We start from the raw sequence: 20,928 nt of genomic DNA on the forward strand, positions 1-20,928 counted from the left end.
CCGAAACGACGGCTCCGAACTGCGGCGGCGTGTTGCCAAACCGCCCCCCGGAGCCTATGTTTTTGAAAGGCGTTCTCACTCAAGTAATCCCGCGCCCACCGCAAGGCAAGGGTGCGTGCGCCACATCACCACCAGCACCCGCAAGGAGCCTGACCATGCCCAGCGTTACCGTGAAGGGAATGTCCTGCAATCACTGCAAGATGTCCGTGACCAAGGCCGTTGCCGGGGTTTCCGGCGTGAAGGACGTGGACGTCAGCCTGGAAAAGGGCGAGGCCGTCTGGACCGAATCGGCCCCCGTGGACGTGGAAGCCGTGAAGGCCGCCATCCGCAAGGCCGGGTTCGACACGGAATAGCGCCTTCCGGGCTGTCGCCATGCGGCGCCCCCACCAAGCTCCACGCAACGAAAAAGCGGGGCGGCCATGCCGTCCCGCTTTTTCGCGTTTTCGATTTTCCCGCAAGGACGCCACGGACCCGCGGGCAGTTTCGCCCGCCAGTGTCCGCAACCGCGCCCCGTGCGGTCCCTACTGCACGCGGACCTCTATGCCCTTGTCGCCGCTCTTCACCACTTCATGCTTGGTGGGCGCGGCCTTCAGGTCGAGCACGATGCGGGTGTTCTCGCCATAGCGGCCCACGCGCACCTTTTCGATGACCCGGTTGGAAGGCACGGCGGGCGCGGTCACCGACCAGGCTCCCGTCAGGTCCAGGGCCAGGCGGTCGGGGTTGGGCAGCACGATGTACTTGTACTGGATGGGCGCATCGCCCTGCAGATGCAGGATGGCCGTGCTGCCCGAAAATTTGATGGTGGCCGAAGTGATGGCGTGGTCGCCCTTGGCCGTCTGCGGCGTTGCGGCGGGGGCGGGGGCGGGGGCCTTGGCCGGGGCCGGAGCCGGGGCGGCCTTTTCCGCCTTGGCCGTGGGGGCGGGGGCGACCTTTTCTGCCTGTTTGGCGGGCGCTGGCGCGGCCTTTTCGGTTCCCTTGGCAGGTTCCTTCTTCTTGGCTTCCAGCGGCGTGGCAAGGTCCGCGCCCGACTTGGACGCCATGCGGCCAAGGGCCGTGCGCGGTTCACCCGGCGCGGCCTGGCCCGCGGGGGCCGTGGCGACGCCAGCCGGTTCCCCCTCGCCGGGCGAAACCATGCCCGCGGGGGTTTCGGTCATGGCGCTGCCGGGCTGGCCCGCCGGGGCGGAGGGAGCCTGTCCGGGAGCCAGGGCGCCCTGCCCGCCCTGCTCGAAGTAGGGCATGCCCGGCTGCCCCGGCGTCTGCATGGGGGCCTGCACGGAGGGGCCTTCCACAGGCGCGGGCTTGTCGTCACCGGAGCTGAAGTGGTTGAGCACGATGAGCGCCATGGCGAACAGCACGACGGTGGGGATCAGCATGGCGATGGTTCTGTTCATCTCGCGAAAGTCTCCTTACCGGGCGGCCTTGCGGCCCTGCCCTTCATCGTTGGCGGCGCCAGCCTTCCGCTCCAGCAGAAAGTCGAGGAAGCGGCGCGAGGCGTCGAGGTCGGGCGTCAGCTCCAGCGACTCGCGCAGGTGCTTCTCGGCCCGTTCCGTGTCGCCCATGTCATAGTAGGCACGGGCAATGTTGAAATGCACGTGGCTGTCGCCCGGCGAAAGATCCAGCGCGCGCAGATGGTGCCGGATGGCGATGCGCGGCAGCTTGCTCTTGCGCAGGTTGATGCCGAAATCGGTGAACATGTGACGATGGGAGGGCACGAACTCGCCAGGGGCCTCGGCCAGCCGCTCCAGCGCGCGCACGGCGCGGTCGCGGTCACCGCGCCGCAACTGGGCCAGCGCGGTGGCGAAATCGGCCCGCAGCGAACGCTCGGTCTGCGCGCCCACCTCGTGCCCGGCGATGCCGCCGGTGCGGCGGATGGCGTCGCGGCTGGCGGCCACGCGCGCGGGGGCGGCCGCAACCTGCTCTTCCGGCTGCGCCTTGCCGTCGCGCGCGGCCTGCATGCCCGCAACGCCAGGCCTTATGGGCGCGGCCAGGATGTCCGGCTCGAAAGCATAACCCTTGGAAAATTCCGCCGCGCTGACGGCGCGCCGCTCGCCCGTGGGCTGCATGCTGGCCGACAGGGGCTGCACCACGTAGCCGCCAGCTTCGTGTTCCCACACGAACCAGTAGCGCTTGCGCGCGGCGTTGCGCCCCGGCGCGGCCCCGCCCGCCCTGCCCATCTGGCGGGGCTCAACCGAGGAATAGACGCCCTTGAAGATACCGGTCTCCATATCTGCTCCTGTCGCGGCCCGCGAACGCCGGGAGAAAGCGGCCCGGCGCGCCGCGTGGCGCGGGCGCGTCGGGGTCAGATGTACCCTTTTTCGCGGGCGTTGCAAACGGGCCGGGGCACGCCGGGCCGCGCAGGCCGGGGCAGGTGCAGCCCGACGCGCGAAACCCGGAAACAGGGTATCCGCCACCGCCCCGCGGCTCCGCACAGAGCGGCCGCAGGCGCACCCGACGCCATTCGTGCCTGGTGCACTCCCGGTTCAGGCCCGGCTCCGCATCCCGCCCCGGCCTCTCTGGACGCGCCATGGCTTTTGCTTTATCCATGCCGGATGCATGAAATGTCCGTCGCATCCAGCGTCATCTCCATCGTTCAGGAAGAGCTGGCCAAGCACTCCGCCACCCGGCTGCTGCTGGTCCGCGTGCGCTACGGCGCGCTGGCCAACCTCGTTCCCGAGGCCATGGAATTCGCTTTCGAGGCCATGACCATCGGCACCGATTTCGAGGGGGCCAAACTGGAACTGGCCAAGGCCCCGGTGAAGCTGCTGTGCGGCGGCTGCGGCAAGGAGTTCGAGCCGCAGGGCAAGGAACTGCTGTTCGCGCCCTGCCCCGCCTGCGGCGAGGAAGCCGGGCACCACGTGCTGGCCGGGCGCGAGCTGTACGTCGAACACATCGAAGCCGAATAGGGGGCACCCGTGGAAATACCCGTGGTCAGGAACGTGCTGGAAGCCAACGACAAGATGGCCGTGCAACTGAAAAGCCTGTTCGCCCGGCACAACATACTGGTCCTGAACATGATCAGCTCACCCGGCGCGGGCAAGACCTCTGTGCTTGAACGCACCCTGGCCGACCTGCGCGGCGAGTTCCGCATGGCGGTCATCGAGGGCGACCTGCAGACCGACAACGACGCCCGCCGCGTGGCCGCCACCGGCGCCAAGGCCGTGCAGATCAACACCGACGGCGGTTGCCACCTGGACAGCAACATGATCCTCGAGGCGCTGTCCAACTTCGACCTCGCGGCCATCGACATCCTGTTCATCGAGAACGTGGGCAACCTGGTCTGCCCGGTGGAGTTCGACTGCGGCGAAGACCACAAGGTGGCCCTGCTCAGCGTGACCGAGGGCGACGACAAGCCCGAGAAGTACCCGCTGCTGTTCAATCTTTCCAAGGTGATGCTGCTGAACAAGGTGGACCTGCTGCCCTACGTCGACTTCGACGTGGAGCGCGCCAAGCGCTTCGCCACCCACCTGAACAAGGAACTGGCCATCTTCCCCATGTCCTGCCGCAGCGGCGAAGGGCTGGATGGCTGGTACGACTGGCTGCGCGCGGCGCGGGCGGCCAAGCGCGGGTAGGCGCTGGCAGACGCGGCCCGCCCCTTGGGGGGCTGACGGGCATCCTCGGCACTTCGTTCGCGGTCTCTCCGCCATCGCAGGCACGCTGCCCGCGGAATCCGCCCTTTTCCGCCGGGCGGCGTCAGATCAAGGTTTTGGTGCTCACGTACACAAGTACGCGCCGCGCCAAAACCTCGCTCTTCCTTGCCCGGCGAAAAAAATCGCAATCCCTTGCATCCCGCCCGCACCAGCCAGCCGCGCCGCAAGGCCGACGCGGCATATGCGGAAAAAAGGCGGCAGGACAACCAGACACATGAAGGAAATGAGCCCGGCGCAAACCCGGCCACGGGGTTGCGACAGGACGGGCACGTGGTTACTGTACATTGCGTCGGGCAATTTCCCCGTTCCGACGTCGAATTCACCCCCCGGCCCGTTCGGCACGTCGTTCGTGCATGGACGGTGCCGGGGGTATGCCATTGCCGGAGGCAACACCCAATGAGCGATTCTTCTTCCTGTCAGGGCTGCCCCAGCGCGGCCGGTTGCGGCTCCGCCGGAAATCCCGAAGGCTGCCCCTCGTCCCCTGCCCCCGGCGCCCAGGCCGCAAGCTCCGGCTGCGGCGGCGGGTGCGGCGGCCCCACGCCGGAACAACAGGCCGAAGAGGCCCGACTGCAAGCCACCCTGTCGCACATCCGCAACACCATCGTGGTCATGTCCGGCAAGGGGGGCGTGGGCAAAAGCTCCACCGCCGCCAACATCGCCGCCGGCCTTGCCCTGGCGGGCAAACGTGTGGGGCTGCTGGACGTGGACGTGCACGGCCCGTCCATTCCCCGCCTGCTGAAGCTGGACGCGGCGCAGGCCGACGTGGACGGCGACACCATTCAGCCCGTGTTGTGGCGCGAAGACGTTTCGCTGAAGGTCATGTCGCTGGGCTTCTTTTTGCCCGACGGCCGCCAGGCGGTGATCTGGCGCGGCCCGGTGAAGATGGGCTTCATCAAGCAACTGCTGTCCGACGTGGCCTGGGGCGAACTGGACTTTCTGGTGGTGGACTGCCCCCCCGGCACCGGTGACGAGCCGCTGTCCGTGCTCCAGTTGCTGGGCGAAGCGGCCCGCGCGCTCATCGTCACCACGCCGCAGGCCGTGGCCGTGGACGACGTGCGCCGCTCGCTGGGCTTCTGCGAAGACCTGAACGTGCCGGTGCTGGGCGTCATCGAGAACATGAGCGGCATCGTCTGCTCCAAGTGCGGCAACGTGGAATCGCTGTTCGGCCAGGGCGGCGGCGAACGCCTGGCCAAGGAAATGAACGTGCCGTTCCTGGGCGCGGTGCCGCTGGACCCGGAAATCGTCCGTGCGGGCGACGAGGGCAACATCTACATCGCCTCGCACCCCGACCGCCCCGCCGCCACCGTGCTGCGCACCATCGTGGACGCGCTGGTGGAAGCGGACGCGCCGCAGGGGTAGTTGCCCACGGCTTGAACAACGACGATCCCCGCCATGGCGACATGGCGGGGATCGTTTTGTCAGTGCCCCCAATTGAAAAGTTTTGAGAGAGGGATGGGGGTTCGGGGGAAGGGAGAGAACTTTTTCAAAAGTTCTCTCCCTTCCCCCGATTACTCTTCGTCTCCCCTCCTACATTCCGGCCTCGGGCAACCAGAGATAATGAAACCCGGCGCGCGAGGCGGCGTCCAAGCCGGGCAGGCCCATGTCGATGAGGGCCATGCGGCCGGACCCGGCGGGGGTGGCGGCGGTGGCGTATTCGGTGGCTCCGGGCAGGGGATCGCGGCGGTAGGTGACCACGCGCAGGTCGCTGGCGCCGGTCAGGCTGGCGGCTTCGGCCAGGGCGTCCTCGAAGTAGCCGATGCGGTCCACCAACCCGGCGGCCAGGGCCTGCCGGGCGGTGAGAATGCGCGCGTCGGCGAACTGCGCCTCGCGGCCGTGGCTGGCGGGCCTGCGCTCGTGCACCAGCCCCTGGAACCGGCCGTTCATGTCGGCGATGATGGCCTGGAACAGGGCGCGTTCCTCGTCGGTGCCCTCGCGGAAGGGAGAGCCCATGTCCTTGTGCTCGCCGGACTTGGCCACCACGGCGCGTACGCCGATCTTGTCCATGAGTCCGGCCACCTCGGGCCGCAGGAAGATGACCCCGATGCTGCCGGTGACGGTGGACGGGTGCGCAACGATGCGGTCTGCGGCAAGCGCCGTGTAGTAGCCGCCAGAGGCGGCGGTATCCAGCATCAGCGCCACGACCTTCTGGCCGGTGCGCTCGCGGTGGCGCATCAGTTCGTGGTACAGCACGTCGCTGGCGGTCACGCCGCCGCCGGGGCTGTCGATGGCCACGATGACGGCCTTCACGTCCGGGTCTTCGGCGGCCAGGCGCAACTGGGCCACGACCTCCTGCACCATCCCCGGCCGTTCGCGGAACAGGCCGGACTTGGCCCGGTTGTCGATGACGCCGGTGACGTTGATGAGCACGGCCTTGTCGCGGCCTTGGCCGAACACGGTTTCCTCGCCGAAGGGGTCTGGCCCGCCGAAGAGCGACGAACGCGCACCGCACCCGGCAAGAACGGCGGAAAGCGCCAGCAGCAGAACGAGAACCGGCAGGGAACGCGCGCGAAGGCGCGGGGAATGCGATGCGGTCATGAGAAACCTCCGTTGCGCTGGTGCTACCACATTCGGCGGCCCGTGGACAATGCACGGCCGTTTGCGGACGTGTAACACCATGTAACGGGCCGGAGCCCGTCCGGACGGAGCGCGGGCCTTGACACCACACCGCCCCGCACGGAGAATCCCCCACCTGAACCACCCCGCATTCCATCGGGGGCGGCCGATGCGCCCGTTTTGCGCGCCAGCCCGCACCGCCCACATATTCCGGAGACGCCCATGGCCGATACCCATGACGACGATTTCGACAGCACCAACCCGTTCCGCTCCCTGAACAAGCGCGCCTTCCGCGATGCCCGAACGCCCAAAACCACGCAGCCCGCCCCTTCCGCGCCCAAGGCCGGGGCACGTCATGGCGGCGGGCAGAAGCCGCCGGACGAGGCCCTTTCGTCCGAGGACGCCGAGGCGTTCCTGTTCGCCATGGGCACGGTGCAACGGTTGGAAGCGCCGAAGAAGCCCGCAAAGGGCAAGCAGCATGCCCAGTCCACCGTCAGGGCGGACAGGCCGGACAGGCCGGACAGGGCGGACAGGCGGACGGCGGGGCACCCGGCCGGAACGCCCAGCCCGGCGGCGGGGACAACGACGCGCCCCATACCCGTGACGGACGTGCCGGTCGCCGAGGCCATGCCCGGCGCAACACAGCCTGCGCGAACCGCGCCCCCCACGTCCACGCTCCGCGCCGCCGAGCGCGACAAGCTGGCATCCGCGACGGCGGCCAGGCTGGATGCGGACGCGGCCCGCAACGGCTTTGCGTTGCAGGACCAACCGGGGTTCAAACGACTGCTGGAACGCGGCGCGGACACGCCTGAAAACACCGGCACATCCCCGGTCGGGAAAGCCCCGGACGCATCCGCGCCCGGCAAGCCCGCCGCGACGCCGGTCACCGCCTCCGAACGGAAGGAAGCGGTGCGCCAGCGCTCCCGCGAGGCCGTAGCCGACCACGAGCACACCCCGCCGCCCGACGAGGACAACCTGTTCTCCAAGGCCATGTCCGGCGTGCGCACGCTGGCGGGCAAGGGCCGCGAGGTGCCGCCGGAAACCGCCCCGCGCGAGGCGGCAGCGCCCGCCGTGGGGCACCCGTTGCAAGACTTCATGGACGGCGCGGTGGAATTCGCGCTGGAGTTCACTGACGAATACCTGGAAGGCCACGTGGTGGGCCTGGACGCGCTGACCGTGGGCAAGCTGCGCGCCGGGCAGTACAGCCCGGAAGGCCACCTGGACCTGCACGGCATGAACGCCCTGCAAGCCTACGAGGCCATGATCGGCTTCATGCGCGCCGCCTACCACAAGGGCATGCGCACCGTGCTGGTCATACCGGGCCGGGGCAGGAACTCCCCCGACGGCATGGGCGTGCTGCGCGAGAAGGTGCAGGCCTGGCTGACGCACGACCCGTTCAAGCGGGTGGTGCTGGCCTTCTGCACCGCCCAGCCCGCCCACGGCGGCGCGGGCGCGCTGTACGTGCTGCTGCGCAAGTACAAGAAGTCGCGCGGCAAGGTCCAGTGGGACCGCACGCCCACGGACGCCGACCTGTTCCTGTAGACGCGACGGCGGGCTCGGTCCACCGCTCCACCCCGCGATGCGGGGTGCTTGCCTGCACCGCCTCACATTGTTATTACATCCGTAGCAACGGAGGTGCGCATGCAGACCGTCAAGGTACGCAAGGTGGGAAATTCGCTGGGCATGGTACTGCCCAAAGAGGCCGTGGCCCGCATGAACGTGCGCGAAGGCGATACCATCTACCTCACCGAAACCCCGGATGGGGGGTTCCGGCTCACCCCGGTCAACGAGGACTTCGCCGAACAGATCGGCCTGGCCGACGACATCATGCGTGAGGACCGCAACATCCTGCGCGAACTGGCCAAACGATGATCCGCTGGATACCCGCCGAGGTGGTGCTGGCCATCCACGACCGGCAGATAGACGAACACGGCGGGGCATCCGGCGTGCGCGACCAGGGACTGCTGGAAAGCGCCCTGTCCCGCCCCCGGCAACTGGCCAGCTACGGCGCGCCGGACATCTTCGACCTTGCGGCCGCCTACGCCTTCGGCATCACGCGCAACCATCCCTTCGTGGACGGCAACAAGCGCACCGCTTACGTCACCGCCATGCTGTTCCTGCGCCTGCACGACAAGCCATGCAATGCCCCGGCGCGCGACAGGATACTGGTGTTCGAGCGATTGGGGCGCGGCGACGTGCCGCAGGAAGCCCTGGCCGCGTGGTTGCGCCGCTGGAGCGCGCCCGAGGGCAACGGCGGGGAATGAGCCCCCCAATGGCGCGGCAGCACGGCCCCGTTTCCCCACTCCGCCAGTTACCCCAATTTCCCCAATTGTCCCTCCCTGCCGAGACGGCGACGGCAGCGCCCGCCTTTGCCATTGAGAAAAATCCCCCGCCGCGTTGCCGCGACGGGGGACTTCACGTTCAATGGCCTTCCCTGCGGCATCGTGCCGAGGGAAGCCGGGCATCACGGACGGGATGGCCCGCTACTTCTCCATTTCCAGCCCGCGCTTGTAGGCCGCCAGCACCGCATCCATGATGCGGCCCCGCACGGCCTCGCGGTCCAGCTGGTTCATGGCGGCGATGGTGTTGCCCGCGGGCGAGCAGACCTGTTCGCGCAGCACCGAAAGGTGCGTGCCGGACTGTTCCGCCAGGGCCACCGAGCCGGAGAACAGGCCCTTGACCAGTTCCGTGGCGTCCTGCCGGGTGAAGCCCAGCGTCACGGCCACCTCGGTCACCGCCTCCATGAAGTAGAAGACGTAGGCCGGGCCGCAGCCCACCACCGCCGTGAAGGCGGTGAACTTGGACTCGGGCAGCACGATGGCCGTACCGATGGCCTCGAACAGGCCCCGGACCATGTCGCGCTGCGCCGGGCCAAGGGCCGGATCCTCGAAGCACAGCGCGTACACGCCCTTGCCGACCATGGCGGGGGTGTTGGGCATGACGCGCACCACCGGGCACTCGGGGCCGCCCGCTTCCGCGATGGCGGCCTTCATGGCCGCGATGGACACGCCGGAGGCGATGGACACCACCACCTTGCCCGGCGCGAGGGACGGCGCGATGGCGCGCAGCACCTCGGGCACCATGTACGGCTTCACCCCCAACAGCACCACGTCGGCCTGCGAGGCCAGCGCGGCGGCGTCGGGCATGGCGCGCACGCCGACGTCCGCCAGCGCGAGCACCTTGGCGGGCGTGGGATTGTACCCCAGCAGGGAAAGCCCCTCGCGGCCGGAAAGACCGCGCAGGATGGCGGCCCCCATGTTGCCGCAGCCGATGCAGCCGATGACGGTGCCCGTGGTGCCGGTCATGTCGCTACCCCACCATCTCCAGCGCGTTGAAGAAGTACGCGATTTCATACGCCGCCGTTTCCGGGGCGTCGGAACCGTGCACGGAATTGGCCTCGATGCTCACGGCATAGGTCTTGCGGATGGTGCCTTCGGCCGCGTTGGCCGGGTTGGTGGCGCCCATCAGGTCGCGGTATCGCTGGATGGCGTTGTCGCCTTCCAGCACGGAGCACACCACCGGGCCGGAGCACATGTAGGTGACCAGGCTGTCAAAGAAGGGGCGCTCGCGGTGCACGGCGTAGAAGCCTTCGGCCTGGCTGCGGGTAAGGTGGATCATCTTCATGGCGACGACCTTCAGCCCGCTGTCCTGAATCATCTTCAGGATGGCGCCGGACAGGTTGCGTTCCACGGCGTCGGGCTTGATGATCGAAAAGGTGCGCTCGGCCATTCATTTCCTCCGGATACTGCAAGGGTTGCGGTTGCGGCGCGGGCGGCAACGGAACTGTTCACCCGCGCCCGTACAGGGGACATGCCATCAGGTGCGTGGTTTCGACCGTAACCGCCTCACTCACTTGCGGTTTCAGCCTGCACTGCACGCACCCGCCACGCTGCGGAGATTTCGTTCTCCGGCAAGGAGGACGAGCCGCGCGCGCGGTGCCTTCAAGCGGGATTTCCGTTCGTTGGCGAGGAAAGCGAGCCTGACATGAGGGAGTATACTCTTATCGTATTCGACCGACATGGCAGGCGAAGCTTGACGACGCCAACGGGCGGAAGGCCCGCTTGAAGTCAGTGGGAAAGTTGCCGGACCCGCACGATGGTAACGCTGCGATCCCGCGTCCGCTCCCACTCCTTCAGGGCGGCCACGGTTTCCGGCAGGGGGTGGCCGATGGCGATGGCCTGCCCCTCGGCCTGCGCGATGCGGGCCGCCTTGTCCAACTGGAACATGATGTTGCGCTTGTCGGCGATAACGTCGAGGAACACGTTCCGCTTGTAGGCGGGCAGCCCCGCGCGCTTCGCCTCGAAGTACAGTTTCGAATTCTGGTGCGTCATGCTGTCGAGCACGAACATGCCGGTGCCGTCAAGGGCCTCGCACACGGTGCGCATGGCCGCCCCGTTCTGGGTGGCGCGCGAGCCCATGTGGTTGTTCAGCCCCACGGCGTGGGGCACGCGGCGCACGGCCTCGCGCACCAGCGCGGCCATCTCCTGCGGCTGTTGACCGGTCAGGATGGCCCCTGGCCCCGGCTTCACCTGAGGGTAGCGCACCGGCTCCATGGGCAGGTGGATCATCACCTCGCGCCCGGCCCTGTGGGCCAGTTCCGCCGCCTCGCGGGCGTGGGTGCTGCGCGGCCAGACCGAGAAGGTCACCGGGTAGTCCAGGGCGGCCAGTTCACGCGCGGCGGACATGCTTTCGCCGATGTCGTCGATGACGATGGCCAGCCGCGCCCCGCCGGGAACCACCGCCACCGGGGGCGGCGCGCCCTCGTAGAGCAGCAGCGAAATCTCGTGGGTAGGCAGCCCGTCCACGGTGACGATGAGCAGGTCGTCGGCCCGCTGCTCTACGTTGGCGGTGTCGGACCATGCGGCCAGGGTTTCCTTCAGGGCCTGCACGAAGCGGTCGGGCGCGCCGTCCAGGCGCATTTCCATGCGCTGGAAGTGAAAGCTCTGCCCCTTGGTCTGGCGGTTCTCGATGGAGGCCAGGCGCAGCCGGTCGCGGCCAAGGCCAAGGCGCGTCACGGTCTGGACCAGGGCGTAGTCCACCTGCTTCACGCCCGCCTCCACGGGAGCGTCCAGGGTTTCCTCGTAGGGCAGGCTGCCGGGGGTGACGGGCTGGCGCACCTCGACGCCCGCGTCGCCCCCCGGGCGCTCCGCCTGCGCGGGCGCGGACTGGGAAGTGCCGCTTGCGGCATCCGCCCCGGCGTCGCCCTTCGTGTCACCTGGCCGACCGTCCCCCTTCGGGGGCTCGCCCACCGGGGTCTGCGGAAGCTGGGGCAATTGCGGAAACTGCGGCAGTTGGGGCAGTTCGGCCTGCTCGCCGCGCCGGGCCTCGCCGTTCTGGGGCTTGCGGGCCTGTTGCGCCTGTTGCGCGGGTTGCGCCTTCTTCTCGCCGCGCTCGGCCACGGCAGGCTTGCGCTGCGCGTCGCCGTCAAGAGACTTGAAGGGCGAACCGAACACGAACAGCAGCACCACCAGCAGCGTGGCGGCAATGCAGATGGACAGCACGGCCCGCGCCACCAGCGGCGTCAGGGTGCGCTTGCCGCGTCGGCCGCCGGAGCGGGAACGCCCGCCGGACGCGCCGGACGCGCCGGAGGCCTTGCCGCCCGGCTTGCCCGCCTTCCCCGAAGGAGCGGCCTTGCGTCCCTTGCCCCCCTTGGGGTCATCCTTGCGGGGCGCCTTTCTCGTGGGGGTCTTTTCCCCAGCCATGCACTCTCCTGCTCCGCCGCCCGGGGCGGGCGGCCATACCTGCTTACATGGCAGGGGCGCGGTTTCCCGCGCCCCTGGGCTTGCGAATCATCGACAGCCCGCCGCGTGCGCGGCGGTCAGCTTACTGGATATCCTTGAGGCGGGGCAGGCGCTTCACGAACTGCAACGCCATGCGCAGCTGATTGTCCTTTTCCAGGGCCTGCTTCACGTCGTCCGCACGGCTGGCGGGGCGGGCATCCTTGCCCGAGGTGCCGTTCTCGATGTGCCGGTTCAGGTCCTTTTCGCGCACCATGTTCAGGCGGTGGGCCTTTTCTTCTTCGCGCGGCAGTTCAAAGGGCACCTCGAAGTCAGGGTCAACGCCCTCGGCCTGGATGGAGCGGCCGTTGGGCGTGTAGTACAGGGCCACGGTCAGCTTCAGGCCCGCGCCGTCGGACAGCGGAATGACGTTCTGCACCGAGCCCTTGCCGAAGGTGCGTTCGCCAAGGATGAGCGCGCGGTTGTGGTCGCGCAGGGCCCCGGCCACGATTTCCGACGCCGAGGCGGAACCGGCGTTGACCAGCACCACCATGGGCACGGACACGTCGCCGGGCTGGGCCTTGGCGCGGTACTCGCGGCTGGCGTCTTCCATGCGGCCGCGGATGGACACGATGACCCCGTCCTTGAGGAAGGTGTCGGACACGCTCACGGCCTGGTCCAGCAGCCCGCCGGGGTTGTTGCGCAGGTCGAGGATGATGCCCTTCATGCCCTTCTTGTTGGCTTCCTTCAGCGCGTCCACCAGTTCGCCGGTGGTGCGTTCGCTGAACCGGGTCAGGCGCACCCAGTGGTAGCCGTCTTCGAGCATCTTGGACTTCACGCTGATGAGCGGAATGGCGTCGCGCACCAGGCGCACCACTTCGGGGGCCTTGGCGTCGCGGTGCAGGATGGACAGTTCCACCTCGGTGCCCTTGGCCCCCCGGATGCGGCTGACCGCCTCCTGGGTGGTCATGTCCTGGGTGGGCACGCCGTCCACGGCGAGGATGATGTCGCCGCTCTTCAGGCCCGCCTTGTGGGCGGGGGTGTCCTCGATGGGGGCCACCACGACGAGCTGGCCGTTCTCGCTGGATATCTCGATGCCGATGCCGAAGAATTCGCCGGAGGTGCTTTCCTGCATCTCCTTGAATTCCTCCACCGAAAGGAACGTCGAATGGGGGTCAAGCCCCTGCAGCATGCCCTTGACCGCGCCGTTGATCAGGTCCTTGCGGGGCACGTCGCGCACGTAATAGCGCTCCACCAGGTCGAGCACCTGGCTGAAGCGCTTCAGGGAGTCGTATTTGCCCTCTTCGCCCGCCGCACCGACAGTGCCCGGCACAAGGGCCGCCCCGCCGGAAAACGCGAGCACGCCGAGAGTGAGCAGCGTGGCCGTCCACAGCGTCACACGCATAATGAATCCTCCGAAAGCCTGAAATGAGGCTAATTTGCTGAAAGGAGCCACGCATCAGGGTTAATGGCTTTTTGGTGAAAACGCAATTCGAAATAGACTCCGGGGCCATTGGCGTCCGGGTAGAATCCGGCGGTGCCCACCTGCTGGCCTCCGCCCACTTCCTGGCCGAGGCGCAACGGACTGTCGGCGAGAAAGGCGTACAAGGTATAATAGGCCTGGCCATGCATCAGAATGACGACGCGGCCGAAACCGCGCATGGTGTCGTTGTGCACCACGCGGCCATAGGCCACGGCGCGCACCGGGTCGCCCTGGCCCACGGACAGGCCCAGCCCGCGCACCGGCGGCTTGGCCTCCGGCGCGTAGCGGCGCACCACCCGGCCCTTGGCGGGCCACGGCAGGCGGCCCTTCTGCTTCTCTATGTCGCCGCGCGACAAGGCCTGCTCCAGCCGGGCGTTGAGTGTCTGGATCATCTCGAACAGGTCGGCCAGTTCCGCCTCGGCGTCCTCGCGCTGCTGGCGCACGGCGGACAGCGACTGGCGAAAGCGCTGCTTGTCGGCCAGCAGCTTCGACCGGTCGGCTCCCAGGGCCTCCACCTGCTTGCGCACCTGCTCTGAAAGGGCCTCGCGCCGGGTCAGGGCCTCGGCCATGGCGGTTTCCTGGGCGTGCAGCTCCTGCTGGCGTTCGCCGATGACCTTGTAGATTTCCTGCGTCCAGGCGTAGTCGCGCTCGGCCATGCGCCAGTCGGTCAGGTCGCGCGCGCCCACCCCCTTCTGGCGCACGTACAGCGGCCAGAGCAGTTGCAGCAGCCCGGCCAGGGATTCTTCCGTGCGGGACCGCTCGGCGGCAAGGCGCTCGTAGGCGGCGCGCACGTCGGTGGCGGCGGCTTCCAACTGGGCCAGTTCCTGCTCCTGCCGGGCCACCTTGGCCTCCAGCGCGGTGATGCGGTCCTCGGCCATGGCGAGGTCGGTGTTCAGGGCGCGCTCCTGCACGGAAAGCTTGGTGATGCTTTCCTGCCGGGCGCGCAGGCGGGCCTGCTGGGCCTCCAGCGCCTTGCGGATGTCTTCTTCGGTGGTCAGCTGCCCCACCGGCGCGGCCTTGCCGCGCCCCTCCTGGCGCTGCGGAGCGCCCTTGCCCCCCTTGCCCAACGGGCCGGACGGGCCAGACGGGCCGGACGGCGCGGGCGCATCGTCACCGGCATCGTCATCCGGAGCGGGCCGGAGCGGCCCCGCCTTGCCGATGGAGCCGGACGTGGCGGCATGGGAGGGGACGGGATGAGCGGCAAGCCACACCGATGCGGCAAGCAGGAGGCACAGCACGCAGCCCAGCGCAAGGCTGCGGGGGGCGACGCGCCGCACCCCGCCACGGGGAGCCGTGCTGACACCTGCACGCGGGCGCAGCGCCGACCACATGGCTCAGGCCGCCCCGCCGTCAAGGAACGGGCATAACGGGCAGTCGGCGCAACGCGGGCCGCGGGCGCGGCACCAGTCCTTGGCCACCCGCACGATGAGGGCGTGATATTCGTTGTAGAACGGCACGTCCGGGTCCAGCACGTCCATGAACACGTCGCGCAGGTCGTGGTAGGTGATGTCTTCCGGCACCATGGCATGCCGGTGCAGGATGCGCCGGGTGTAGGCGTCCACCACGAAGGTGGGCAACCCCACGGCGTACAGCAGCACGGAATCGGCCGTTTCCGGCCCGATGCCAGACACCTCGAGCAGCCGGGGACGCAGGTCGTCCAGGTCCTGCCCGGCCAGCACGCCGAAGTCGAAGCCGCAGGCGTCGTCCAAAAAGCGCAGCAGGTTGCGCAGGCGCACCGCCTTCAGCCGGAAGAACCCCGCCGGGCGGATCAGTTCGGACAGCTCTGCCTCGGGCAGCGACAGCAGGGTGCGGCCGTCAGCCAGCGCGCCCGCGTCCCGCAGGCGCACGATGGCCTTTTCCACGTTGGTCCACGCGGTGTTCTGGGTGAGCACCGCGCCCACGCAGATCTCCAGCGGCGTCTCGCCGGGCCACCAGCCGCTGGGGCCCAGACGGCCGTGCATGGCCACGTACATCTCGCGCAACAGGCGTTCCCGTTTTCCTCGCATGGGCCGCACCCTAGCCTCATCGCGCATGCCCCGCAACCGGCGGCGCATTTCTGTTCCGAGCGCTGTATATGACCGTTTTTTGTATGCCTCTGGAAGCAGGGCGTGTCTTTTTTTTACGCCTCCGGCGGGCAGGGGGCATCGCCCCCTGCCCCCCCTTAAAGGAATCACAGGAATATCTTTTCCAATAAAAATACCGCGTAACTACATCGAGTAACGCGGCACAGAAATTCTCGGCCTTCCCCTTCACTACCCCCATTTGAAAAGTTTGGGGGGATGGGGGGCCGGGGGAAGGGACCCTTTTCAAAGGAGCCCTTCCCCCGGAAATTCTTCTTTCCCAAAAACTCTTCTCTCCCCTACTCCCAGATCAACGCGGCCCATTCGCCTTCCACGCGGCGTCGCGCGGGGGGCATGCCGAGGCTGGTGTAGGCTGTTTCCACGCCGTCGGCCTGCACGGCGAGCAGGCCGGAAAGGACGAGACACCCGTTGGGGGCAAGCAGGGCGAGGATGTCGGGGGCGAGGTCTTTCAGGGGCTGGGCGAGGATGTTGGCCAGCACCACGTCGTAGAGTTCGCCCTGGGCGGCTTCGGTGCTGCCGAGGCGCACGTCGATGGCGGGGGCCACGGCGTTGATGACGCGATTTTCCTCGGCGTTTTCCACGGCCAGCATGTCGATGTCGGTGGCCACGCCGGTAAGGCCCAGCTTGGCGCAGCCGATGGCGAGGATGCCGGAGCCGGTGCCGAGGTCGAGAAAGCGCAGGCCCGCGCGAATCCGGCCGGAGGCGGCAAGCTCGGAGACGCTGCCGAGACACAGGGCGGTGGTGGGATGGTGCCCGGTGCCGAAGGCGGTCTTGGGCTCTATGACGATGGGGGTGCGGCCCTGAAGGTCCACGGTGTCGGTCATCCACGGGGCGATGACCATGAAGTGGGTGCCGCACGGCACGGGCGTGAAGAAGTCGCGCCAGGCCAGGGTCCAGTCGGTGTCGGGCACGGAGTCGCGGGTTATTTCCGCGCGGGGCAGCCCGGCGCGCAGGCTGGACAGCACCTGTTCGCAGAAGGCGGGGTTGTCGGTGTGCACGCGCAGGCGCACGGAGCCGTCGGGCAGGCTTTCCTCTTCCCAGCCGAAGGGCACGGCAAGGGCCAGCACGCCGTCGGCGGTTTCGAGGTCTTCGGGACAGTCGGCGGGAATGACGATGCTGATGCGGATAAGATCGGACACGTGGCTACCTTGCCTGATAACGGGCCATCTGCCTTTCCAGCCTGCGGCTTGCGGCGGTCAGGGTCCAGCAGACGATGAAGTACAGCACGGCGATGGTGAAGAAGAGTTCGGCCGGAGCGGTCAGCTCGCGGTTGTTGATCTGGGTGGCCGTGCGGGTGAGTTCGGAAACGCCGATGATGTAGGCGAGCGAGGTGTCCTTGGTCAAGCTGACGAACTGGTTCACGAACGAGGGAATCATGTTGCGCAGGGCCTGCGGCAGGATGACGTAGACCATGGCCTGCGACTTGGACAGGCCGGTGCCGCGCGCGGCCTCCATCTGGCCGGACGGCAAGGCCAGCACACCGGCGCGCACGATTTCGGCGATGTAGGCCCCGGTGAACACGATGAAGGCCACGAGGGCGCTTTCCGCCTCGGGCAGGGTGTGGCCGAGCACGATGGGCGCAAGGAAATAGAACCAGAAGATCAGCATCAGCAGCGGGATGCCGCGGATGACTTCCACGTAGATGATGGAGGGCAGGCGCAGCCACCAGCGGTCGGAAAGGCGCAGCAGGCCAAAGCCAAGCCCCAGCCAGAACGCCCCGAAGATGCCGCCGATGGCCAGCACCACGCTCATGGCAAGGCCGCCCAGCGGTCCTTGCGGCCACGAGCCCACGAGCAGGTAATCGAAATTTCTCCAGACGACGTCCCACTGCACGCCGGTTGCTCCTTACGACTGATTCTGAAACTGCCGCCGGGCGGCATGCGGCGGTGCCGCGTGAACGGGATGGCCGGGGTGGCCGGGGTGGCCGGACCGGTCCGCCGGGAGGATGGCGGGGCGGACGGCGGCTTCGGTCAGTACCTGATGGTCCGCAGGAAGTGCCTGTTGTACTGGGTGATGCTGAACGACACCGCCAGCGAGATGGTCAGGTAGATCAGCGTGCTGACCGTGAACGCCTCGAACCCGTGGAAGGTGTACGATTCGATCTGGCGGGCCATGTAGGTCAGCTCCATGACCCCGATGGTCATGCACAGCGACGAGTTCTTGAACAGATTGAGGGCCTGCGAGATGAGCGGCGGCACGATGATGCGGAACGCCTGCGGCAGGATGACGTAGCGCATGGCCTGCAGGAAGGTGAGGCCGCAGGCGCGCGAGGCTTCAAGCTGCGTGCGCGGAATGGAGAAGATGCCCGAGCGTATCTCTTCGGCGATGAACGCGGCGGTATACACCGAAAGGGCGATGACCCCGGCCGCGAATTCGAAATTCTGCTTGTACAGCCACTGGTTGACGGCGGCGGGCAACACTGCGTCGGAACCGAAGTACCAGAAGAAGATCTGGACCAGCAGCGGCGTGTTGCGGAAGAACTCGGTGAAGCCCGCGCTGAACCACACCAGCGGGCGCACCCCGGAAAGGCGCATCACCGCGATGAGAGTGCCGATGGCCATGGCGAGCACCAGCGAAATGGCGGAGAGCTGGCAGGTGACCACGACGCCGTCGATGATCCACCGCAGGTATTCGCCGGAGAGAACGAGTTTCCAGTCGAAGGTGTACTGCAAGACGGTATCCGCGTGAAAACGGGGGGCGCGGCGAAGCCGCCGCGTCCCCCGTCGGGTTGATGCGTGCTAGTAGGGCCAGGTTTCCATTTTCCAGGTGAGCGGCAGGTAGTACTTGGTGTCCTTGCCGAACCACTTGTCGTAGATCTTGGTGTATTCGCCGGTGTTCCACAGGTCCACCAGAGTACGGTTCACCAGATCGCGGAACTTGGAGTCGTTCTCGACCAGACCCAGGCCGTAGGGTTCGGCGGCGATGTAGTCGCCAGCGATTTCCCACTTTTCGGGTTCGGGGTCGGAGTTGCGCAGGCCGAGCAGGATGGTGGAGTCGGTGGTGACGGCTTCGGCCTTGCCCTGCTTGAGGGCCAGGAACGCCTGGGGGTACTCGTCGAACGAGATGACCATGGCGTCGGGCTGGGCGGCCTTGATGTTCTTTTCGGAGGTGGAGCCCTTCACGGTGGCCACCTTCTTGCCCTTGAGGTCGGCCGCGCTCTTCACGCCGCCGCCCTTCTTCACCAGCAGCTTCTGGCCGTCCATGAAGTAGGTGATGGAGAAGTCGATGACGTCGTCACGCTCGAACTTGTGGGTCATGGTGGCGGCCACCATGTCCACGGAGCCCTGGGTCAGCATGGGGATGCGGGTGGCGCTGGTGACGGTCTTCAGTTCCAGCTTCACGCCCAGCTTGTCGGCGACGGCCTTGCAGATGTCGATGTCGAAGCCGACCACCTGCTTGGACTGCTCGTCGATGAACCCGAAGGGCACGGTGGAGTCCTTGACGCCGCAGACGAGCGCGCCGCGGGCCTTGACGTCGTCGATCTTGCCCGCGTGGGCGAGGGTGCCGGAAAGCACCACGCACAGGGCCACGGCCAGTAGCACAAGACGCTTCATGAGAGTTCTCCCTGCTGATGCGGTTCGGGGGGCCGCAGGCCCCCGGGATGGGCTTTCGTCCGTCGTCCATACCCGGCGCGCTGGCGCGTGCGCCGTCGCCGGGGGTGTCGCGTGGGTGGCCGGGGCGCGGCGCGCCGCCCGGCTAGAGAATCTCGCGCAGGAAGGCCTGGGTGCGCTCGTGCCGGGGGTTGGAGAAGAAGACGTCCGGCGGAGCCTCTTCGATCACCTTGCCGCCGTCCATGAAGACGACCCTGTCCGCCACCTCGCGCGCGAAGCCCATTTCATGGGTCACGCAGAGCATGGTCATGCCGGCGCGGGCCAGGTCCTTCATGGCGTTCAGCACTTCGTTGATCATTTCGGGGTCAAGCGCGCTGGTGGGCTCGTCGAACAGCATGACCTTGGGCTGCATGGCCAGGGCGCGGGCAATGGCCACGCGCTGCTGCTGGCCGCCGGAAAGCTCCACGGGGTACTTGCGGGCCTGGTCGTGAATGCCCACGCGCTCCAGCAGTTCCATGGCGATGGATTCCGCCTTGGCCTTCTGCATCTTGCGCACCTTGGTGGGCGCAAGGGTCACGTTGTGCAGCACGGAAAGATGGGGGTACAGGTTGAACTGCTGAAAGACGATGCCCACCTCGGTGCGCAGTTCATTCACGTCCACGTCCTTGTCGTGGATGCTCTTGCCTTCTAGCAGAATCTGCCCCTTCTGGATGGGCTCCAGCCGGTTCAGACACCGGATGAAGGAACTCTTGCCAGAGCCGGAGGGGCCGCAGATAACCAGCACCTCGCCCTTCTCCACCTTCTGGGTGATGCCCTTGAGCACGTGAAATTCGCCGTACCACTTGTGCACGTCGTGGAATTCGATCATCGCCATGCGCGGCCGTCCGTATTCTGTACCGGCGATGGCGCGGGCCGCCGCCGTCTTTTTACCAGATTGTCGAAGATGCGCCCCGCGCGGCGGGACGATGCCCCGGCGCGGGATGTGCCCCGGCCGGAACGGCGTGCCCCCCTGCGCATCGCGGCGATGCACGCGCGGGGTGATCCTGCCCGCCGCAGCGAGCCCCCGCGCCGCGAAAGCCGCACCGCCGACACGGAGAAGCCCCCGCGTCGGTCGCAAGCAGTGCCGCACGTTTCTACAGGCGTGTTGCGGTGTTGTAGCGGACGCTTTGAAGCGCTGTCAAGCGAAATCATTAACAAAAACGTAAACAACCTATATCTGCGGGGCATTGCGGGCACATTCGGTCGACCAGCACGGGGCACGCCCCAAGCCCCTTCCCGCAGGGGTAAAAACGAGAAACGGCGTCCGCCCAGGTGCGGGCGGACGCCGGAAACTGGCCACGCGGGCGTCGCCTGGCCGCGCATTCGCGGCCCTGAAAGGCCGCTGGCTTGGCGCGCGGCGCGTCCACATCCGCTCCCGCGAGATCAGGCGAACCCATCAAACAGGACGCCCTTGCCTGAATAGGCCGCGCCCAACACCGACTTCTGGAAATCGTAATCAGCGCTCATGGAACCCGACCAGCCCTTGGAACCCGAGCTGCCCGAACCGCCCAGCGATGGCGAATTCATATAGTCCAGCGTCTTGCTGACCACGGCCGCGCCAAAGGTCTGCTTGTCCCACGGTGCTGTCTGCATCGAAGCAGACGACACTCCGTTCATGGTGTCCAGGGTCCTGCTCACCACCGCCGCGCCAAAGGTCTGGCTGTCCCATACACCGGAACTGGTCGAGGAAATGCCGAGGTCGCTCATGCCCCTCACCTCCTGCGCGCCACCGGCATCCGTGCCTTGCGGCGCGCACTGCGTGTACCGGGCGGCACACGTCCCGCCGCACGGTTTTCCCATGTTCAGTGAATATACTAGGTCTGGCAACGCGGTCACGCCATTATTTTGCCCGCGCCG

22 protein-coding genes are annotated in these 20,928 nt (G+C 67.6%); 7 read left to right on the plus strand and 15 right to left on the minus strand.

Annotated features, from left to right (window positions below):
- The first annotated feature begins 155 nt into the window (after positions 1 to 155).
- Positions 156 to 353, plus strand: a complete 198-nt coding sequence (locus RVX_RS10565; RefSeq protein ID WP_007527758.1) for a heavy-metal-associated domain-containing protein — start codon at positions 156 to 158, stop codon at positions 351 to 353.
- A 168-nt stretch (positions 354 to 521) separates the two neighbouring features.
- On the opposite strand, the gene RVX_RS10570 is transcribed toward RVX_RS10565, so the two are convergent.
- Together RVX_RS10570 and RVX_RS10575 are read right to left on the minus strand one after the other, a co-directional pair.
- Complete coding sequence (locus RVX_RS10570; RefSeq protein WP_116305822.1) at positions 522 to 1,391, minus strand: AMIN domain-containing protein; 870 nt, start codon at positions 1,389 to 1,391, stop codon at positions 522 to 524.
- A 15-nt stretch (positions 1,392 to 1,406) separates the two neighbouring features.
- Complete coding sequence (locus RVX_RS10575; RefSeq protein ID WP_116305823.1) at positions 1,407 to 2,225, minus strand: tetratricopeptide repeat protein; 819 nt, start codon at positions 2,223 to 2,225, stop codon at positions 1,407 to 1,409.
- A 333-nt stretch (positions 2,226 to 2,558) separates the two neighbouring features.
- On the opposite strand from RVX_RS10575, the gene RVX_RS10580 reads away from it, so the two are divergent.
- From RVX_RS10580 to RVX_RS10590, 3 genes are all read left to right on the plus strand, one after another.
- A complete protein-coding gene (locus tag RVX_RS10580; protein WP_230404546.1) occupies positions 2,559 to 2,903 on the plus strand; it encodes a hydrogenase maturation nickel metallochaperone HypA in 345 nt (114 codons plus the stop codon).
- A 9-nt stretch (positions 2,904 to 2,912) separates the two neighbouring features.
- Complete coding sequence (gene hypB / locus RVX_RS10585; protein WP_116305825.1) at positions 2,913 to 3,569, plus strand: hydrogenase nickel incorporation protein HypB; 657 nt, start codon at positions 2,913 to 2,915, stop codon at positions 3,567 to 3,569.
- A gap of 474 nt (positions 3,570 to 4,043) precedes the next feature.
- Positions 4,044 to 5,006, plus strand: coding sequence for an Mrp/NBP35 family ATP-binding protein (locus RVX_RS10590; protein ID WP_116305826.1), 963 nt, complete (start codon positions 4,044 to 4,046; stop codon positions 5,004 to 5,006).
- A gap of 168 nt (positions 5,007 to 5,174) precedes the next feature.
- Here RVX_RS10590 and sppA read toward each other — a convergent pair whose 3' ends face one another.
- Positions 5,175 to 6,182, minus strand: coding sequence for a signal peptide peptidase SppA (gene sppA, locus RVX_RS10595; protein WP_116305827.1), 1,008 nt, complete (start codon positions 6,180 to 6,182; stop codon positions 5,175 to 5,177).
- 240 nt (positions 6,183 to 6,422) lie between these two features.
- On the opposite strand from sppA, the gene RVX_RS10600 reads away from it, so the two are divergent.
- From RVX_RS10600 to RVX_RS10610, 3 genes are all read left to right on the plus strand, one after another.
- Entirely contained in the window at positions 6,423 to 7,742 is a 1,320-nt protein-coding gene (locus RVX_RS10600) for a Smr/MutS family protein (RefSeq protein ID WP_116305828.1), read from the plus strand.
- A 99-nt stretch (positions 7,743 to 7,841) separates the two neighbouring features.
- Positions 7,842 to 8,072 carry an AbrB/MazE/SpoVT family DNA-binding domain-containing protein gene (locus RVX_RS10605; RefSeq protein ID WP_116305829.1) on the plus strand — a complete coding sequence of 77 codons (231 nt, stop codon included), beginning with the start codon at positions 7,842 to 7,844 and terminating at the stop codon, positions 8,070 to 8,072.
- Entirely contained in the window at positions 8,069 to 8,464 is a 396-nt protein-coding gene (locus RVX_RS10610) for a type II toxin-antitoxin system death-on-curing family toxin (protein ID WP_116305830.1), read from the plus strand. The genes RVX_RS10605 and RVX_RS10610 overlap by 4 nt, the downstream gene beginning before the upstream one ends.
- Before the next feature lie 219 nt (positions 8,465 to 8,683).
- Here RVX_RS10610 and proC read toward each other — a convergent pair whose 3' ends face one another.
- The 12 genes from proC to RVX_RS10670 form a co-directional block, all read right to left on the minus strand.
- Positions 8,684 to 9,553: a pyrroline-5-carboxylate reductase gene (gene proC, locus RVX_RS10615; RefSeq protein WP_230404551.1), complete on the minus strand. Its 870-nt coding sequence runs from the start codon at positions 9,551 to 9,553 to the stop codon at positions 8,684 to 8,686.
- Complete coding sequence (gene ndk / locus RVX_RS10620) at positions 9,510 to 9,929, minus strand: nucleoside-diphosphate kinase (RefSeq protein WP_007527740.1); 420 nt, start codon at positions 9,927 to 9,929, stop codon at positions 9,510 to 9,512. Before ndk ends, proC begins: the two co-directional genes overlap by 44 nt.
- Before the next feature lie 338 nt (positions 9,930 to 10,267).
- Entirely contained in the window at positions 10,268 to 11,902 is a 1,635-nt protein-coding gene (locus RVX_RS10625; RefSeq protein ID WP_420192306.1) for a divergent polysaccharide deacetylase family protein, read from the minus strand.
- 121 nt (positions 11,903 to 12,023) lie between these two features.
- A complete protein-coding gene (locus RVX_RS10630) occupies positions 12,024 to 13,322 on the minus strand; it encodes a S41 family peptidase (RefSeq protein ID WP_043610158.1) in 1,299 nt (432 codons plus the stop codon).
- A gap of 29 nt (positions 13,323 to 13,351) precedes the next feature.
- Positions 13,352 to 14,677, minus strand: a complete 1,326-nt coding sequence (locus RVX_RS10635) for a murein hydrolase activator EnvC family protein (protein ID WP_116305832.1) — start codon at positions 14,675 to 14,677, stop codon at positions 13,352 to 13,354.
- A 57-nt stretch (positions 14,678 to 14,734) separates the two neighbouring features.
- On the minus strand, positions 14,735 to 15,406 hold the full coding sequence (locus RVX_RS10640; protein WP_116305833.1) for an endonuclease III domain-containing protein: 672 nt from the start codon (positions 15,404 to 15,406) through the stop codon (positions 14,735 to 14,737).
- 353 nt (positions 15,407 to 15,759) lie between these two features.
- Complete coding sequence (locus tag RVX_RS10645; RefSeq protein ID WP_116305834.1) at positions 15,760 to 16,620, minus strand: 50S ribosomal protein L11 methyltransferase; 861 nt, start codon at positions 16,618 to 16,620, stop codon at positions 15,760 to 15,762.
- Positions 16,621 to 16,624: 4 nt separating this feature from the next.
- Positions 16,625 to 17,314 carry an amino acid ABC transporter permease gene (locus RVX_RS10650; protein WP_007527728.1) on the minus strand — a complete coding sequence of 230 codons (690 nt, stop codon included), beginning with the start codon at positions 17,312 to 17,314 and terminating at the stop codon, positions 16,625 to 16,627.
- A gap of 137 nt (positions 17,315 to 17,451) precedes the next feature.
- Complete coding sequence (locus tag RVX_RS10655; protein ID WP_116305835.1) at positions 17,452 to 18,153, minus strand: amino acid ABC transporter permease; 702 nt, start codon at positions 18,151 to 18,153, stop codon at positions 17,452 to 17,454.
- Between the two features lie 66 nt (positions 18,154 to 18,219).
- On the minus strand, positions 18,220 to 19,035 hold the full coding sequence (locus RVX_RS10660; protein ID WP_116305836.1) for an ABC transporter substrate-binding protein: 816 nt from the start codon (positions 19,033 to 19,035) through the stop codon (positions 18,220 to 18,222).
- Between the two features lie 142 nt (positions 19,036 to 19,177).
- On the minus strand, positions 19,178 to 19,906 hold the full coding sequence (locus tag RVX_RS10665; protein WP_116305837.1) for an amino acid ABC transporter ATP-binding protein: 729 nt from the start codon (positions 19,904 to 19,906) through the stop codon (positions 19,178 to 19,180).
- Between the two features lie 548 nt (positions 19,907 to 20,454).
- Complete coding sequence (locus tag RVX_RS10670) at positions 20,455 to 20,778, minus strand: hypothetical protein (RefSeq protein WP_116305838.1); 324 nt, start codon at positions 20,776 to 20,778, stop codon at positions 20,455 to 20,457.
- Between the last annotated feature and the right edge of the window lie 150 nt (positions 20,779 to 20,928).

The sequence above is a fragment of the Nitratidesulfovibrio sp. HK-II genome, from assembly GCF_003402415.2.
In the GTDB taxonomy this organism is placed as follows: domain Bacteria; phylum Desulfobacterota; class Desulfovibrionia; order Desulfovibrionales; family Desulfovibrionaceae; genus Cupidesulfovibrio.